Genomic DNA, 17,482 nt, shown 5'->3' on the forward strand with positions numbered 1-17,482 from the left:
ATTGAAACCGAATTAATAAATTGTATCCATATCTTTTAGTGTTTCATGGTTTATCCTATGCATAGTTTTTTAAAACGTGAATAGAATATGAAATTCAAATATTTAGCATTAGCTGTACTTCCTTTAGCCCTAGCGGCTTGCCAATCTGGCGATATTCAAAAATTGGGTGATACCGCTGTGAAAGTATTACAACAACAAGGTAATGCAGAGCAAACATTAAATGCTTATCAATGGTCTTATCAACCAGCAGATACCAAACAACCTATCGTACTTAATTTTGCAGACCAACGTCTAAGTGTTGCGACTGGCTGTAACCGACTAATGACCAGTGCAAAAGTTGAAAACGGTTTATTGGTTACTGGCAATATCGCATCAACCAATATGATGTGTTCTCCTGAATTAATGAAACAAGAAAGTTTTGCTGCGGCATTGTTCCAATCAAATAAAACAGCATTTGTACTCGATACAGCAAACACTGAAAGCCCAACGCTTACTTTGGTAAACGCGACAGGTGGTAAAGTTGTATTTACAGGTAAAATGACACCTGAAACTAAATACCAAAGCCAAGGTGAAACAATTTTCTTAGAAATCAGCCCAGAAACTAAAGAATGTTCTGCTGGTGTAAGAAAAATGCAGTGTTTACAAGTACGCGAAATCAAATATGCTGACAATGGTGTAAAAACCCAAGTAGATAAAGATTGGACATATTTCTATGACCAAATCGAAGGCTTTACTCATAGCCCTGCTGAGCGCCAAGTGGTTCGTGTAAAACGTTATGAGATTAAAAACCCTGCTGCTGATCAGTCTAAATACGCTTATGTACAAGACATGATTATCGAACGTGAAACTGTAAAATAATTGTATAGAAAAGCTGAAGTTGAACTTCAGCTTTTCTTTGTTTAACTATTTATAAACACCTAGATTTAAATCAGTTTTATGTTTTTTCAGCCAGATAATCAAAATATTTCTATCTTAAGGTTTGCGCCTCAATTTTAATCGATGCAGAACATTCAACACTGCATAATAATTAAAAAAAGCAGTGAATATATACATTCAATAATAGAAACTTAACAATCCATAGTGATTGCAGCAAAGCTCATTTTTTAATACAGCAAGATCGATAAAGGTAAAATCATGAATCACAAATTAAGCATTGCACTACTCTTACCGTTGCTCGTCATGGCATGTAGCCAAGAATCCACAACTCAAAAAGTTCCAACGCCTGCATCTATAGAGACCCAAGTTTCAAATACAGCAACTCAACCACAAATTATTTTTTTAGAGGTCAGTCCTGAAACTCGACCTTGTACTGGTGTTGCACCACAAACCTGTCTTTTAGTCCGTGAATTAACATTAAGCGAAACTGGTCAAAAGAATTATACTGAGAAAGAAGCGAGTTATTTTTATGACTCTATTGACGGCTTTACCCATAATTCAAAGTCTACTCAAATTATTAAGGTCAAACGCACAGAAATTGCCAATCCTGCAGCTGATCAGTCTCAATACCAATATGAACTCGACTCAATTGTTGAAACCATTCCGAGCAAATAAGCTTGTCGCTGTTTTTCAAATTACTCAGATAAAAAAACCGATGCAAAAGCATCGGTTTTAAGTTCAAAATCAAACTAAAATTAGAACACACCTTGCGCTAACATTGCATCGGCAACTTTAACAAAACCAGCAATATTTGCACCATTTACATAGTTCACTGTGCCATCAGCTTGAGTACCGTATTTCACACAGTTACGATGAATTTCTTTCATAATTGCATGTAGGCGCTCATCCACTTCTTCAAATGTCCACCCCAAACGAATCGAATTTTGTGACATTTCAAGACCAGAAGTGGCAACACCACCTGCATTTGATGCTTTACCTGGTGCATAAAGGATTTTTGCTTCTACAAATTTTTCTACAGCTTCTAGTGTTGAAGGCATATTGGCACCTTCAGCAACACAGATTACACCATTGGCAAGCAGTACATCTGCATCTTCTTCATTTAATTCATTTTGAGTTGCGCATGGCAATGCAATATCACACTGAATTGACCAAGGGCGTTGACCTTCTAAATATTCAAAACCGTGTTTTGAAGCAAACTCAGAAATACGTCCACGTTTTACGTTTTTAAGTTCCATCACTTCAGCAAGAAGCTCATTAGTAAAGCCATTTTTTACATGTACTGTACCGTTTGAGTCAGACAATGAAACCACTTTCGCACCTAAGTACATGGCTTTTTCTGCAGCAAACTGCGCCACATTGCCCGAACCTGAAATCACCACAATTTTATCTTTGAAGCTTTCACCACGAGTTTTTAGCATTTCTTCAGCAAAATAAACTGTACCAAAACCTGTTGCTTCTGGGCGAGCCAAAGAACCACCGAATGATGAACCTTTACCCGTAAATACACATGAAGTGTCATTACTGAGCTTTTTCATCATACCCGCCATGTAACCCACTTCACGGCCCCCCACACCAATATCCCCTGCTGGAATATCTGTATTAGAACCAAGATGACGGTAAAGTTCGATGATTAATGCTTGGCAAAAACGCATGATCTCGCCGTCTGACTTGCCTTTCGGATCGAAATCAGAACCACCTTTACCACCGCCCATAGGCAGTGTGGTCAAGGCATTTTTAAACGTTTGCTCAAAACCTAAAAATTTTAAAATAGAAAGATTTACAGATGGATGAAACCGCATGCCGCCTTTAAATGGACCAATAGCAGAATTATATTGAACACGAAAAGCACGGTTAACTTGAGTTTGACCCTTGTCATCTACCCATGAAACACGGAATTGAATCGCTCGTTCTGGCTCAACAAGACGTTCAAGCAAACCGTGCTCAGCATATTCTGGGTTTTTCTCAATAAATGGCCACAAACTGGTCATAACTTCTTCCACAGCTTGTAAAAACTCTGGTTGATTTGGATCACGTGCTTTAACGTAATTTAAAAAGTCATTCAGGCTATTATATTTCAACGCTCATTCCTCAGCAGAAAATGATACAAAAAAGGTCAACCCTTTTAATAAAATGATAAATTTTGGCGCAAAGTATTTAATCCCTTTTGTATATAATCCACAACCTTTTTTCAAATGTTTTTTCAAATAATATTTAAATTCAATATGATAATTTCTAATCAACCCCAAATAAAATGTCAATTTGTTGGCGTTTTTAACCAAAAAATATTCGATATTTTGATCTAAATTAGCGCATTTTTAGCGCCAAATTAGAGCAAAGATTTTCACTACAAAACATGCTAAAATTGCAAAATATTCTTCGCTTTTACCAAGCATTTGTTCATTTTTCTTTAAAGTTTTATTCACATGAATTCATCGCTTTCCTTCATTCAGCAAATAGATGCCATTTTGCCACAAACACAATGTGGACTCTGTGGTCACCGTGATGGGTGTCTACCTTATGCAAAATCTATTGTAGAAAAAGGCGAAGAAGCCAATAAATGTGTGCCAGGTGGGCAACCTGTTGCAGATGCGCTTGCTGATATACTCAATCGTAATAAACTCATTGCTGAACCAAGTGTCTGGCCAATTCAAAGCGATGGCCGTCCACAACGCATGAAAGCCATTATTCGTGAAGATGAATGTATTGGTTGTACCAAATGCATCAGTGCTTGCCCTGTAGATGCCATTATTGGTTCTGGTAAACTGATGCATACCGTACTTACAGATCTATGCACTGGCTGTGAACTATGCATTGCTCCCTGTCCAGTAGATTGCATTGATTTAGTTGAAGACATTCAGCCAATTCCAAATGACGAACAACGTCTCTTAGAACAAAATGACTTACGTGGTCGTTACTATGCACATATTCAACGTGAAGAAAAGCAACGCATCCATCGTAAAGGTCCTGTGGTTCGTGCAGAAATTGACACTGAACTCTTTGCACAAATAACACAGCAAAGTCAGGCTTTACCTACCATTGAAATCAACCAACCCACAATAAAAAATCCAATTGTTACAGATGCGAAAACCACCATTGAATTGGCTAAGCTACGGACTCAAATTAAAAAACTAGAGAAACAATTAAGTGTTCGAGCAGATGAAAATAAGCAACATCAATTAAATGAATTGATTCAACAGTTATCTGTTTTGCAAGAGGATGCATCATGACTGTAAAGAATATGACCAAAAAGCAGATTCAGATTTTCTTTGAACGATTACGTGAGCAACGCCCAAATCCTAAAACAGAACTCAATTACTCAAACCCATTTGAGTTGCTTATCGCCGTTACCTTATCGGCTCAAGCCACAGATGTAAGTGTCAACAAAGCCACTGATAAGTTATTCCCTGTCGCCAATACTCCTGAACAGATTTATGCATTGGGTGTAGATGGTTTAAAGCAATATATTAAAACCATCGGTTTATATAATGCCAAAGCTGAAAATGTGATTAAAGCCTGTAAAATTCTGATTGAGAAGCACAATAGCCAAGTTCCAGACAATCGTGCTGATTTAGAAGCCTTACCCGGCGTAGGTCGTAAGACTGCCAATGTTGTACTGAATACCGCCTTTGGTCAGCCTACAATGGCTGTAGATACGCATATCTTCCGTCTTGGCAATCGCACTGGACTGGCAGTAGGTAAAAACGTGCTTGAGGTCGAACATCGTTTAATTAAAGTGATTCCAAAAGAATTTATTATAGACTCGCATCATTGGTTAATTTTACATGGCCGCTACTGCTGTATTGCACGTAAACCCAAATGCAATGAATGTATTGTGTCAGATGTTTGTAATTGGCCTGATAAATATGAGTTTGGCGCTGCACGCGAAGTCAAAACAAAGTAGCGAATAAACAAGAGATTTTAGCAAAGCATAATCATCGTTTAATTAAGATCATGCTTTGTCATTTTTCTAAGGAAGTTATTTTCTGAAGAAACAGCTAGCATCTTAAAATAGTTCTCAATCAAATCTGACTTAACACCTCTAAGGGCACCCAACCAGACTGATCATCAGATAATCTGCTACACCAAATCCAGCCATTTAGTTGTTCTTCTCCAAGCAATAGATCGCCATGATCTACATTGAGTTCTTTCGCGGTGTAATCTGCGATTGCATAGCCTTGATGCTTATTGATCCATTCAATGATTTGAGTAGGAACCCACCCCTCTAATCCATTGTCGACTGTGCAGAAATACCAATTGTCCCAATTCTCCGAGCCTTGATACTTTTCGCCTATGTTCAGCAAAGTCCCCTTTGAAAAATGAATAGGCTCTAAATATTCGCTACGATGTGCTGCTATGGCAATCAATTTCATTTGGACAGTCTTCTTATAATATGAATGCTGTGAATTTAGCATGTAGATGGATAATCAAAACACTTAGAATTAATTGTTTACACATCTCAATTATACAAATTCATCAGTTAAATTCATCAATTTGGAAGAATGAAGCGCGATGATAGATAAGGATTAATTTATCCTCTGCATGAATCTCCCTAATTATTTTACTTTTTATTTTCCAAATCTTTCTTTAACTTTTCAAGCCGTTTCCACTCTTCAGCCACCTGTGGATGCACTTGGTAATTGCCTGATTTTTTCATTTCACGGCGTTGTTGAAGCTCTTCTCTTTGTGCTTTGCGTAGCAATTTAAAGCTCATATACAATAAGCCTAAAAGAAGCAATATACTCAAAATGACCAAGGCAATTAATACAAACTTCACTCTCTACGCCACTCTTGCAAAAAAAGAGACCTAATATGAATCAGGTCTCTGTTATTGTCAAAGCTTAAAAAAATGCTTTGAATGCGGTCTTATTTATCTAAAATCGCAAATAAATCTTTTTGGACATCTTCTATTGGACGTAAACCGTTCAATTTATTATAAGTCGGTGCATTCTCCCCAGAAGCTGCACGTCCTTGATAGAAACCAACAAGCTGTTCAGTTTCATTATGATAAGAGCCTAAACGCTTACGAATCGTTGCTTCTTCGTCATCTGGACGTTGCACAAGATCTTCGCCAGTTTCATCATCTTTACCTTCCACTTTCGGTGGGTTATAAATGGTGTGATAAACACGACCAGATGCTGGATGCTGACGACGACCAGAAAGACGTTTTACGATTTCTTCGTCTGGTACTTCAATTTCGATCACATGGTCAATGCTAATCCCTTCGTTCTCTAAAGCCTCAGCTTGAGGAATCGTACGTGGGAAACCATCGAAAATACAACCATTTACACAATCAGGTTGTGCAATACGTTCTTTCACTAAACCGATAATAAGCTCATCAGATACTAAACCACCTGATTCCATTACACTTTTAGCTTTAAGACCTAATTCAGTACCTTCACGAATTGCAGCACGGAGCATATCACCGGTTGAAATTTGTGGGACATTGTAGCGCTTACAGATCAACTGAGCTTGTGTACCTTTACCTGCTCCAGGTGGTCCGAGTAATATAATGCGCATAAAAAAACATCCTCATTTAAAACAATATGTATGATACCGTTTGCCATGACAAATTAAAACTTATCATCGTAATGGCATCAAATTTATAAGAAAGCCACAAATAAATGTATTAGACCAGCAAAAAATCCAGTCACACCACCGAGTACAATCAAAATCCATTCGTCTTCCTGAAATGCAGGACGTAACAGGTTTTGAAACTCTTTTGGGGTTAACTCTCTAATCCGCTCTTTAAACATCTGAAAAATTTTCTGTGCACGGCTCGCATTAAACGCAGGGTCGCAAACAGGCACCATCGTAATTTCAATTGACCGATCAATCAAGTCTGTCTTGAGTTTTGCATACTCTTTTAGTCCTAAAGACAATTGTAAAGAGGTCCGAACCAATGGAGTTTCCATAATTTCGTTAATATGACGCTTTACAATACGACGGGTTTTTTCTTTCTTAGGACCATACATCATTTCAGTCATGATTGATTTTAACGTAATCAAATCTTCAGTCACGACACTTGCAAAAACATCTGACACTTCTTCTTGGCGTTTCATAAACGCACCCTGAACATTATAAGTGCCAATTCTTGGAATAACAGGTTTAATCCATGGAAATTTTCGATCTTTTGTCCGTTCAAAAAATTGGGGATAGCGTACGTAATGTGGCTCTACTGGGTTGAAAACCATCCAGATTGCAATCCAGTTGGTTAAAAAGCCCCAAACTGCTGCAAAGAAAGGTACCGTCCAATGTTGTGGTACAAAGACATAAACAAACATTTGGAAAATACCAAAGAAACTCCCGATTACAGCACTAATATGCCAAATAAAGTTAATTTCTTTTTGCCCAACTTTTAAAAACATACGGACCATCAAACGGCGATCGCCTTCCATTTGAGTCACGACCATATCCCGCATGTTGACCAGTGACTCGACGTTCATGGTCAGTTCGGTCACGAGTTCTCTTAAGACACCCGGCAATTGTTTATGCGCTTGACCATAAATTCGTCGTTTAATCGAATAAGGTAAGTTTTCCCACAAAACAGCATTACGATCTAACATCACCTCATCAATCAAATGCTCAAGCTCAAAACCAACTTGTTCACCGATAATCCGAGCCATATCTTCAGGGTCCATTGCATCTAAAAATTCACGCAAAGAACCCAGTTTGGATAATGTATTGTCTGTGATGATGCCTGAAATTCGCCCAGCTTTGCGTGGCACAATCCCTTGCCAACCCACAGGTAAGGGACCAATATGGAATCCCCAAAACGTGATTGGATAAAATACCATTTTCAGTGCCATCCAAACGTGTGCCCACGTTACAAAGGCTGTCACTGGGATGATACTTAAAATGGCAAGATGATCAGGTCGAGCTGTAAAAGCGTGCCACAAACCATTAACGTATTCCAACATGCATGACTCTCGTATTTATTTCTATTTGCGGTCGAAGGATATGGATAAAATCATAAAAACTTTAGAACCCGACACTTAAGGTATAAGCAAATTGTATTTGTGGACGAGTTTCCAGGACCATATCTCCATTTTTATTATGAAGTTCACTACCTGCACCCATCCCCACACTAAATGTACTTATACGCTCTTTATTCAATAAAACATAAGATAAATCGGCACCACCACCATATTGGACTTCATCACTTCCGTCCACTTTTTTACTTTTAAGTGTTCCGCCATAGACCCCAAGATAGAATCCATTTTTATCTTTACCATTTAATACTACAGGAATTCTATAGCCGACTTGACCAGCAAATTCATGGTCGCCATTATAAAAAACACCTAATTTAGTATACGCAATTCCATAAGGATTTACCCATTCACCATTCGCATGGACCATCTGTTGCGTTACACCCGCACCGATATTCCATTTAGAAGCATCTTCAGGCTTAAACTTTGCCTCTGGTAAAATTCCCTTCATATCTGGCAAATAATCTTTAACATCAGCATGCGCGAAATTTCCGACAGCTACTAACATTAATAAGGGAAAGATTTTTTTCATTATTTTCTCCATTATCCCTAATCTTAACTTAGGTCGAATCTATTTATCCTTAAGGCTCGACTTTAACAGAATTATTTTGGCACTCATATACAAAACGCTATAAATTTAATGTCGCTAAGGTCAAATCCATATAGGCTCTGTTGACAATTCCTCTATGTTTACAACGATGCGTATTTTTCAGGTGAAATGTCAATGGACCTGTATAAGGCATAACAAATTTGTTGCAGAGACTGAGTTAAAATATATTTTGATGAGTTATTTGTGTTTTTTAATTTTTAAGACTCAATCTGGGGTAAAATGTTTGACCCCTAAATTCACCCATCTTTAAGTACTAAAGCCGACGACGTATGAAGCAGCAGTTTCCTCTAAAAAATGTCCAACAAGAAAAACGCATCTTTCGTAGTCGTGTCTTTTTTGCGATTGGTATTGTTTCATTTTTTATGTGCCTTCTGGTTGCACGTTATGCTTATCTGCAAATTTTCCATCACCAAGAATTTAGTGAAGCATCAGATAAAAACCGTATTCGACTCCAGCCTATCGCACCAGCACGTGGCTATATTTATGATCGTAATGGGATTTTACTGGCAGATAACTACCCTGTTTTTACTGCAACCCTCAGCAAAGCCGATGTCGAAGATATAGATGATACGGTTAAGCGTTTAATTCCAATTTTAAATCTCAATCAAGAAGATATTGACCGTTTTAACAGTCGGATTAAAGCCTCTAAAAAAACAGAACGAGTCACCTTAAAGCTAAACCTAACAGAACAAGATATTGCGCGCTTTAGTGAAGTCAAGTTTCAATTCCCGGGTGTTGATATCGAAACACAAATGACCCGCTATTATCCACATGGTGAGCTATTTGCCCATGTTATTGGCTATGTGGGTCGTATTAACGATAAAGAACTCAAAGCAATTGATAAAGATAGTTATGCTGGAACGAACCTGATCGGGAAAATTGGTGTAGAAAAATCCTATGAAGATTTACTGCATGGTGTTCCTGGTTATGAATCGATTGAAGCCGATGCACATGGTAATGTCTTACGTCATTTAGGCCGTAAAGAGTCGACTCGAGGCAATGACTTATATCTTTCGCTCGATTATGGTCTGCAAACCATTGCAGCAGAACAGCTTAAAGATCGTCGTGGTGCAATCGTCGCAATTGACCCACGTACTGGTGAAATATTAGCACTGGTGTCAAGCCCAAGTTTTAACCCAAACTTATTTGTAACAGGTATTGGTCACGCAGACTATACAGCCTTGCGTGACAACCTAGATCAACCGCTCTATAACCGTGCGGTCCAAGGAACTTACCCTCCCGGCTCTACCATTAAGCCGATGGAAGGCTTAGGCGGTATTCACTTTAAAACGGTGGATTGGGGAACTGCAATTTCCGATCCTGGCTATTTCCATTTACCCGGTGATTCACATAAATTCCGTGACTGGAAAAAGACTGGACATGGCTCAGTCAACTTACATAAATCCATTGTGGTTTCTTGTGATACTTACTTCTATATCTTGTCTTACCAGATGGGTATAGATCGCATGAATGAATGGATGCGCCAATTTGGTTTCGGTGAAAAAACCGGAGTAGATTTACCAAGCGAAAGTACAGGTCTATATCCAAGTCCTGAATGGAAAATGCGTACCCGAAAAAGCAAATGGCTTAAAGGTGAAACCATTTCTGTCAGTATTGGTCAGGGTGCGTTTACCGCGACTCCATTACAACTTGCAATGGCAACAGCAATTACCGCCAACCACGGTGCACATGTCACACCGCATGTATTACGTGAATCCAAAGGGGCGAAAAAGCATGAAGTACTCAATGCCCCGACAGGAAAAATCAACTTCAGTGGTACAGATGAAGACTGGATTAAAATGCGTGATGCAATGGTTGATGTTATTCAAACAGGTACAGGTCGTGGTATCCGTACACCAATGTACCAAATCGCAGGTAAAACCGGTACAGCACAGGTCAAGAGTATTGCCCAAGGCAAACGCTATAATGAAGCTGCACTTTCAGCACGCCAGTTAGACCACGGTTTATTTGTTGGCTTTGCACCTGCTGAAAACCCTGAAATTGCCATTGCTGTGATTTGGGAAAATGGTAAGCATGGTGGTTCTGCCGCCAAGATTGCTCGTCCTGTGTTTGATTACTGGTTGCTGACTCGCAAAAAGAATCCAATTGTACCGCTTAACCATCAAGTCAGTGGTGGCTTAATGACAGCAGGCATCAAACCGGGTGAACTGCCAAGTGGTGATGTTTCACTTGCAGCAGATCCAAATGCCTTGCCTAAACCGAAGCCTAATACACAATCCAATACGGCTAGCCAAAACCGTATACCAGCTCAAGGTCATAATACGACTACAGCTCAACCCACTCCTCCACCTGTACCTGAGGCTGATATCAGTGAATAATAAAGTGAAAAACCAATTACGTATTATTGGTGGAGAATGGAAACGTCGAGTTCTTCCTTTTGCTGATATCGATGGTTTACGTCCTACCCCTGATCGAGTTCGTGAAACATTGTTTAACTGGCTGATGTGGGATATTCAAAATGCCAAAGTCTTAGATCTTTGTGCTGGTTCAGGTGCTTTAGGATTTGAAGCACTTTCACGTGGTGCACGTCATGTCATCATGATTGAACCCAATGCCACGCAAGCTAAATTTTTAAAAGACAATATTCAGTTGCTTAAAGCTGACAACTGTCAGCTGAAAATTCAAACAGCACAACAAGCCTTATCTAATTTAAATGAACAGTTTGATTTAATGTTTTTAGATCCACCCTATAGTTTAAATTTATGGGATGAATTGGCTCAAAAAGCGGATCAATACTTATCTGATCAAGCATTGATTTATGTAGAAGCAGATCGTGGCTTAAATCAACTGAATTTACCCTCAACATGGCAATTACAGAAACAAACCAAAGCTGGTGTAGTACAAGCAGGTTTATTTAAAAAAATAATCTAGGGTATTGCTCTCCTGTGGCATCCCCCTACAAAAAAGGATAGTATTGCCTACACAAATATATTTAAACTTTCAATGTAAAGTGCAACAGTGCCACCCTACAAAAATAAAAATTAATTAAAAAAAATGGGCATAGATTGCCCATTTTTATATTGAAGATAAAGAATTAACGCCCTTTCCAATTCCAGTCACGATCATTGCGATCTCGGTCATAACGACCATCACGACGCTGATCCCAGCGATGATCCGAATCATGTCGCTGATCATAACGACCATGACCACCGCGATGACCATCATCAAATGGTGCAACAATACAGCCAGTTAATGAAATAGCAACTACACCCAACACAATAACTTTGTTTAACATGATGACTCACCTCTTCATCTCATTTTGTTTAAGTTAGTCTTTTAATGTGTAGTGCTAAACAAGCTTATGTTTCAAGTTGTAGTATTTCCAACATGATTTCTTCATGGTAATAAAAATGATCGATAAGATATTTATAGTTAATAGGTCAGTGTTCTAATCCAAAACAGACGCAATAATTGACCACGATCATAAGGAAAACTAGAGATGTATTCATAACCCACTTTGTTTAAAGCATTGATCTTAAATTCAATACCATAACCAAAAGAAAGATAAAGCTCACTTGACGCAGGATTATCATTTGAAGGATTGAGCAATGAGGTCTTTAATTGTTGTACATTATAAGCAGTATAATTAAACACACGAATACGCTCATTTTCATAAAATTTATTGGTTAAAATTGAATAATCTGCCAATTCATGCTCATGCTGTTCTGCTAACTTTTTTTGCAATTGATCTTGTTCAAAAAAAATATCATTTCGCGCAGTGATTATTTCAGTATCACTTAGGCTATTTTCTTGATTTTCAATTTTAAATAATTGCTCATCTTGCAATTGATCTGGTTGTCCCAATAATTCATCTTGATATTCCACAACTTGATTTTGTGCATCTTCTGGCATAAGTGCCAGATCATCAAAAGCATAAACATTTGAGTTTATAAAAAATATATACATGACCATTAAATTGAGCAGGTAAATAGGTCGCATGTTTGGTCTAATCAATTCATCATTTTTAGCGGAGTTATACCAATCATAAAACAAGATGGTTGTCTCCTCTATTTGTTTATAAGTAATTTAAATGATCAGCCTAATTGTAGCCTACATATAGATCAGAATGGATAAAGCACATCCAATATCAAATGCGTATCATTTTAATTATAGATAATATGATCAATATGTTAAACCAATCCACTATCATTCTGAGCCATCATTTCATCGATAGGATTTAAAAAGTTTAATTATTTGAATATTCATATGTAATTAATGCACTAAGATGCTTAAATTCCTCTAGATATTTTTTATATTTTTCATCTTGATTCAGTGCAATTGATAAACTTTGTAACTCATCTCTCAATCGAAGAGTCTGATCAATAAAAGTGCTAAAATTAAATTGATATCAAATGAGTTGATTTGAACATGGAAATACGAGATCAAATTATTTTAGTGACTGGTGGCGCACGTGGTTTAGGACTTGCAATTACCCATGCTTTGATTCGTGAAGGCGCAAGAGTTGTGGTGAATTATTTCAATAGTGAAGAATCCGCTCAACAACTTGCCAAGGAACATGCCGAACAGGTTTTTATTTACAAAGCAGATGTAACTGATGCAGATCAAGTCAACACGATGTTTAAAAAAGCAAAACTGCATTATGGACATGCAATCACCTCAGTGATTAATAATGCGCTATTGGCATTTAAATTTGATGGTGATCTACGTCCAAAAGTTGAAACGTTGAGCTGGCACAGTATGCAACAGCAATTGGACAGTGCAGTAAAAGCCGCTTTAAACACCACCCAAGCTGCACTAGAAGATATGAAAAAAGATCATTTTGGTCGAATCATCAATATTGGAACCAATCTTGTGCAGAATCCTGTGGTTCCCTATCATGATTATACTGCGGCTAAAGCAGCACTTTTGGCCTTTACCCGCACAACGTCACACGATTTAGGTCAATATGGCATTAATGTAAATATGCTTTCAGGTGGTCTATTACGCAAGACTGATGCCAGCAGTGCAACACCTGATCAAGTGTTTGATTTGATCGCTGCTTCTACGCCCTTACAAGAAGTCACCACACCTGAGCAGTTTGCAGATGCCGTACTGATGTTTTTATCACCGTGGTCTCGCGCTGTAACAGGACAAAATTTGATTGTGGATGGTGGTTTAGTCAAAGGCTAATCACAGATCACCACGCTCATATAAATTCCCTTTTTTCTATCTTGCTCACAAGATTAAACGCTAACCATCAAGAAGCGACAACCAATACTCTACAACCAATAAAAATGGGAGCCGATTGGCTCCCATTTTTTAGCTTAAAAATTTAAACTTTAAATTAAACTAAGCCTTTCTTTTTTAAGACATCAAACATAGTTGAACCAAGTTCAGCTGGGCTACGCGTATATGCCATACCCGCTTTTTCAAATGCAGCAAACTTCTCTTCAGCAGTACCTTTACCACCAGAGATAATCGCTCCTGCGTGACCCATACGCTTACCTTTAGGCGCTGTTACACCCGCAATATAACCAACAACAGGTTTAGTCACATTAGATTGAATATACTCAGCAGCTTCTTCTTCCGCACTACCACCAATTTCACCAATCATGATGATTGCTTCTGTTTGTGGATCTTCTTGGAAAAGTTTCAAGCAGTCAATTTGGTTCATACCTGGAATCGGATCACCACCGATACCAATACAAGTAGACTGACCTAAACCAAGCTTAGTCGTTTGAGCAACTGCTTCATAAGTCAATGTACCAGAACGAGAAATGATCCCGATTTTACCTGGTTGATGAATATGCCCTGGCATAATCCCAATTTTACATTCGCCTGGTGTGATAATACCTGGACAGTTTGGACCGATTAAACGTGCATTATTACCATAAGTTTCAAGGTAACGTTTCGCTTTTAACATGTCTAAGGTTGGAACACCTTCGGTGATCACCACGATTAACTCAATACCAGAATCTACTGCTTCAACAATTGAATCCAGTACAAATGGAGCAGGTACATAAATTGATGTTGCATTTGCACCCGTTTCTTTTACTGCTTCACGCATTGTATTGAAAACAGGTAGACCAATATGAGTTTGACCACCTTTACCCGGTGTTACGCCACCAACTACTTTTGTACCGTATGCAATTGATTGCTCAGAATGGAATGTACCATTTTTACCTGTAAAGCCTTGTACCAATACTTTTGTGTCTTTATTAACTAATACGCTCATGATTGATACTCCTTACGCTTTCACAGCAGCAACAACTTTTTCTGCGGCATCAGCTAAGCCGTTCGCAGAAATTAATTTTAGACCTGATTCATCAAGTAATTTAGCACCTAATTCTGCATTGTTCCCTTCTAAACGAACAACCACAGGTACGGTTACATTTACTTCTTGAACCGCTGCAATAATCGCTTCAGCAATCATGTCACAACGTACGATACCACCAAAAATATTGATCAATACACCTTGTACAGATGAATCTGAAAGAATAATTTTAAATGCTTCAATGACGCGATCTTTAGTCGCACCGCCACCAACATCAAGGAAGTTTGCTGGCTGACCACCATACAATTTGATGATGTCCATTGTTGCCATCGCAAGACCAGCACCATTCACCATACAACCGATATTGCCTTCTAAAGCAACATAGTTAAGGTCAAATTCAGATGCTTTTAACTCACGCTCATTTTCTTGAGATTTATCACGCATCGCAGCAATTTCAGGCAAACGATAAAGTGCATTTGAGTCGATACCGACTTTGGCATCTACACATAAGATTTCGCCATTTTCACGAACTGAAAGTGGGTTAATTTCAAATAGTGCAAAGTCATTTTCAACAAATGCTTTGTACGCACCTGTCATGATGGTTACAAATTGGCTGATTTGCTTATCTTTTAAACCCAATTGGAAACCAACATCACGCGCTTGGAATGGCAATAAACCAACCAGTGGATCTACTTCAACTTTAATAATTTTTTCAGGTGTTTCTTCAGCAACTTTTTCAATTTCTACGCCACCCTCTGTAGACGCCATGAATGTCACACGACGACTAGAACGGTCAACCACTGCACCTAAATACAATTCACGTTCTACAGGATAAACATCTTCACAAACAAGGATACTATTTACCGGCTGACCATTGGCATCTGTCTGATACGTGACTAAACGAGTACCTAACAGGCTTTTTGCATATTCAGCTGCTTCTTCTTTTGACTTAACAACTTTTACGCCACCCGCTTTACCACGACCACCTGCATGGACTTGGGCCTTCATCACAGCGAATTTGCCACTAATTTGCTCAAAGGCAGCAGATGCTTCTTCGGGCGTAGTGATTAAAATGCCTTCTTGAACTGGCATACCATATTTTTTTAACAGCGTTTTCGCTTGATACTCATGTAGATTCATGTTTTACCTTTTACTACTTTTCACATTGTTATGACACACCAATAATTAGACTTCCATCGCAATAACTATCGGCATTTATTAAAGTTTGTTCTTTTATTTTTAGATGATTATTCAATTAAAAACAACCATCAAAAGTAAAAAGAGCGGTCGAAACCGCTCTTTTTTGTGTTATTTACGTTTACGCTGAATCGCGTGAATCGCACGCCCATCAACAGCAAGCGCTGCTTCATGAACGACTTCAGAATAAGTTGGGTGACCAAAAGTCATCAATTGTAAATCTTCAACAGAAGATACAAATTCAAGTGCAATCATACCTTGGTGAACAATGTCAGAAGCACCAGGACCAATGATATGCATACCCAATAAGCGATCCGTTTTTGCATCTGCAACAAACTTCACAAATCCAGCAGATTCATTGGCAGCTAAAGCACGACCATTCACAGCAAATGGGAATTGACCAGTTTTAACGTCATGGCCTTTCTCTTTAGCTTGCTCTTCAGTCAAACCTACCCACGCAGCTTCAGGGTGTGTATAAATCACTGAAATAATGGTGTCATAATTCACTTGAGCAGCATGACCATGCATACGCTCAACTGCCATTACACCTTCTTCCATTGCTTTATGCGCAAGCATTGGACCACGTACCAAGTCACCAATTGCATATACACCGTCTACAGACGTTGCACACCAATCGTTCACTTCAACCAAACCACGTTCAGTTAATTTAATGCCTGAATCTTCAGCCAATAAACCTTCTGCATAGGCTTTACGACCAACACAAACGATTAATTTATCAAAAGTTTGAGTTTTATCTTCGCCTGCTTGGTTATATTGAACAGTCACTTCACGACCATTCACTTCAGTACCTGAAACTTTAGCGCCAATACGAATATCTAAACCTTGTTTTGTTAAAAGTTTTTGATAATCTTTTGCCAACGCTTTATCCGCCATTGGTAAGAATGCATCTAATGCTTCAAACACTACAACTTCAGAGCCAAGACGACGCCATACTGAACCAAGTTCTAGTCCGATTACGCCTGCACCAATTACACCTAAACGTTTAGGCACTTCTTGGAATTCTAACGCACCTGTTGAATCAACGATAAGGTCTTCATCAACTTTTGCTACAGGAATATTTACAGGTACAGAACCAGTTGCAAGAATTACGAATTTAGGTTCTAAAACTTGAACATCACCACCTTCTAATGGTGTGAATTCAACTTTTTTACCAGCAAGTAATTTACCCGTACCTTGTAACCACTCGATACCATTGCCTTTCAGCAATTGAGCAACACCGCCAGTTAAGTTATCTACAACTTTGTCTTTACGAGCAAGAAGCTTTTGAAGATCAAGCTGGACATTTTCAACTGTAATACCGTGAACATCTAAGCCATGAAGAGTGTCTTCATAGTGATGTGAAGAATCTAGAAGTGCTTTAGAAGGAATACAACCTACGTTTAAGCAAGTACCACCTAAAGATGGCTTACCTTTGTGTACACGTTTTTCGATACACGCAACTTTGAAACCAAGTTGAGCAGCACGGATTGCCGCTTCATAACCACCTGGTCCACCGCCGATTACCACTAAATCAAACTGAGACATGCTTATCTCCAA

General features: G+C 38.5%; 18 protein-coding genes. 7 read left to right on the forward strand and 11 right to left on the reverse strand.

Annotated elements, in window-relative coordinates; translation table 11 throughout:
- Positions 1 to 87: 87 nt before the first annotated feature.
- Positions 88 to 858: an META and DUF4377 domain-containing protein gene (locus ACZ5QH_RS16390; protein WP_004717248.1), complete on the forward strand. Its 771-nt coding sequence runs from the start codon at positions 88 to 90 to the stop codon at positions 856 to 858.
- 276 nt (positions 859 to 1,134) lie between these two features.
- On the forward strand, positions 1,135 to 1,551 hold the full coding sequence (locus ACZ5QH_RS16395) for a DUF4377 domain-containing protein (RefSeq protein WP_004823181.1): 417 nt from the start codon (positions 1,135 to 1,137) through the stop codon (positions 1,549 to 1,551).
- Positions 1,552 to 1,631: 80 nt separating this feature from the next.
- Here ACZ5QH_RS16395 and gdhA read toward each other — a convergent pair whose 3' ends face one another.
- On the reverse strand, positions 1,632 to 2,975 hold the full coding sequence (gene gdhA / locus ACZ5QH_RS16400; protein ID WP_004823182.1) for an NADP-specific glutamate dehydrogenase: 1,344 nt from the start codon (positions 2,973 to 2,975) through the stop codon (positions 1,632 to 1,634).
- Between the two features lie 345 nt (positions 2,976 to 3,320).
- On the opposite strand from gdhA, the gene ACZ5QH_RS16405 reads away from it, so the two are divergent.
- Together ACZ5QH_RS16405 and nth are read left to right on the forward strand one after the other, a co-directional pair.
- Positions 3,321 to 4,124, forward strand: a complete 804-nt coding sequence (locus tag ACZ5QH_RS16405; protein ID WP_004823183.1) for an RnfABCDGE type electron transport complex subunit B — start codon at positions 3,321 to 3,323, stop codon at positions 4,122 to 4,124.
- Positions 4,121 to 4,798 carry an endonuclease III gene (nth, locus tag ACZ5QH_RS16410; RefSeq protein ID WP_303576289.1) on the forward strand — a complete coding sequence of 226 codons (678 nt, stop codon included), beginning with the start codon at positions 4,121 to 4,123 and terminating at the stop codon, positions 4,796 to 4,798. The genes ACZ5QH_RS16405 and nth overlap by 4 nt, the downstream gene beginning before the upstream one ends.
- Positions 4,799 to 4,916: 118 nt before the next feature.
- Here the strand turns inward: nth and ACZ5QH_RS16415 are convergent, their stop codons facing one another.
- From ACZ5QH_RS16415 to ACZ5QH_RS16435, 5 genes are all read right to left on the reverse strand, one after another.
- Positions 4,917 to 5,267: an SH3 domain-containing protein gene (locus ACZ5QH_RS16415; RefSeq protein ID WP_262086606.1), complete on the reverse strand. Its 351-nt coding sequence runs from the start codon at positions 5,265 to 5,267 to the stop codon at positions 4,917 to 4,919.
- Between the two features lie 188 nt (positions 5,268 to 5,455).
- The gene (locus ACZ5QH_RS16420; RefSeq protein ID WP_303576290.1) at positions 5,456 to 5,671 is read right to left on the reverse strand and encodes a hypothetical protein; all 216 of its coding nucleotides are present in this window, start codon (positions 5,669 to 5,671) and stop codon (positions 5,456 to 5,458) included.
- A gap of 89 nt (positions 5,672 to 5,760) precedes the next feature.
- Entirely contained in the window at positions 5,761 to 6,414 is a 654-nt protein-coding gene (gene adk, locus ACZ5QH_RS16425; protein WP_004717260.1) for an adenylate kinase, read from the reverse strand.
- A gap of 83 nt (positions 6,415 to 6,497) precedes the next feature.
- Entirely contained in the window at positions 6,498 to 7,814 is a 1,317-nt protein-coding gene (locus ACZ5QH_RS16430; protein ID WP_004717262.1) for a DUF445 domain-containing protein, read from the reverse strand.
- A gap of 61 nt (positions 7,815 to 7,875) precedes the next feature.
- Complete coding sequence (locus ACZ5QH_RS16435; RefSeq protein ID WP_004823189.1) at positions 7,876 to 8,415, reverse strand: hypothetical protein; 540 nt, start codon at positions 8,413 to 8,415, stop codon at positions 7,876 to 7,878.
- A 347-nt stretch (positions 8,416 to 8,762) separates the two neighbouring features.
- On the opposite strand from ACZ5QH_RS16435, the gene mrdA reads away from it, so the two are divergent.
- Together mrdA and rsmD are read left to right on the forward strand one after the other, a co-directional pair.
- A complete protein-coding gene (gene mrdA, locus ACZ5QH_RS16440; RefSeq protein WP_034612504.1) occupies positions 8,763 to 10,832 on the forward strand; it encodes a penicillin-binding protein 2 in 2,070 nt (689 codons plus the stop codon).
- Positions 10,833 to 10,836: 4 nt separating this feature from the next.
- Entirely contained in the window at positions 10,837 to 11,385 is a 549-nt protein-coding gene (gene rsmD / locus ACZ5QH_RS16445; protein ID WP_244013553.1) for a 16S rRNA (guanine(966)-N(2))-methyltransferase RsmD, read from the forward strand.
- Positions 11,386 to 11,548: 163 nt separating this feature from the next.
- On the opposite strand, the gene ACZ5QH_RS16450 is transcribed toward rsmD, so the two are convergent.
- Both ACZ5QH_RS16450 and ACZ5QH_RS16455 read right to left on the reverse strand, forming a co-directional pair.
- The gene (locus tag ACZ5QH_RS16450; RefSeq protein WP_004823192.1) at positions 11,549 to 11,749 is read right to left on the reverse strand and encodes a hypothetical protein; all 201 of its coding nucleotides are present in this window, start codon (positions 11,747 to 11,749) and stop codon (positions 11,549 to 11,551) included.
- Between the two features lie 137 nt (positions 11,750 to 11,886).
- A complete protein-coding gene (locus tag ACZ5QH_RS16455) occupies positions 11,887 to 12,366 on the reverse strand; it encodes a hypothetical protein (protein WP_303576291.1) in 480 nt (159 codons plus the stop codon).
- A 516-nt stretch (positions 12,367 to 12,882) separates the two neighbouring features.
- On the opposite strand from ACZ5QH_RS16455, the gene ACZ5QH_RS16460 reads away from it, so the two are divergent.
- Entirely contained in the window at positions 12,883 to 13,644 is a 762-nt protein-coding gene (locus ACZ5QH_RS16460) for a 3-oxoacyl-ACP reductase (protein WP_004717273.1), read from the forward strand.
- Positions 13,645 to 13,798: 154 nt separating this feature from the next.
- On the opposite strand, the gene sucD is transcribed toward ACZ5QH_RS16460, so the two are convergent.
- The 3 genes from sucD to lpdA form a co-directional block, all read right to left on the reverse strand.
- Positions 13,799 to 14,689: a succinate--CoA ligase subunit alpha gene (gene sucD / locus ACZ5QH_RS16465; RefSeq protein WP_004717274.1), complete on the reverse strand. Its 891-nt coding sequence runs from the start codon at positions 14,687 to 14,689 to the stop codon at positions 13,799 to 13,801.
- A 12-nt stretch (positions 14,690 to 14,701) separates the two neighbouring features.
- Positions 14,702 to 15,868, reverse strand: coding sequence for an ADP-forming succinate--CoA ligase subunit beta (gene sucC, locus ACZ5QH_RS16470; RefSeq protein ID WP_004717276.1), 1,167 nt, complete (start codon positions 15,866 to 15,868; stop codon positions 14,702 to 14,704).
- Between the two features lie 168 nt (positions 15,869 to 16,036).
- The gene (gene lpdA, locus ACZ5QH_RS16475) at positions 16,037 to 17,470 is read right to left on the reverse strand and encodes a dihydrolipoyl dehydrogenase (RefSeq protein ID WP_004717278.1); all 1,434 of its coding nucleotides are present in this window, start codon (positions 17,468 to 17,470) and stop codon (positions 16,037 to 16,039) included.
- Between the last annotated feature and the right edge of the window lie 12 nt (positions 17,471 to 17,482).

It is taken from the genome of Acinetobacter sp. Ac8 (assembly GCF_055392545.1).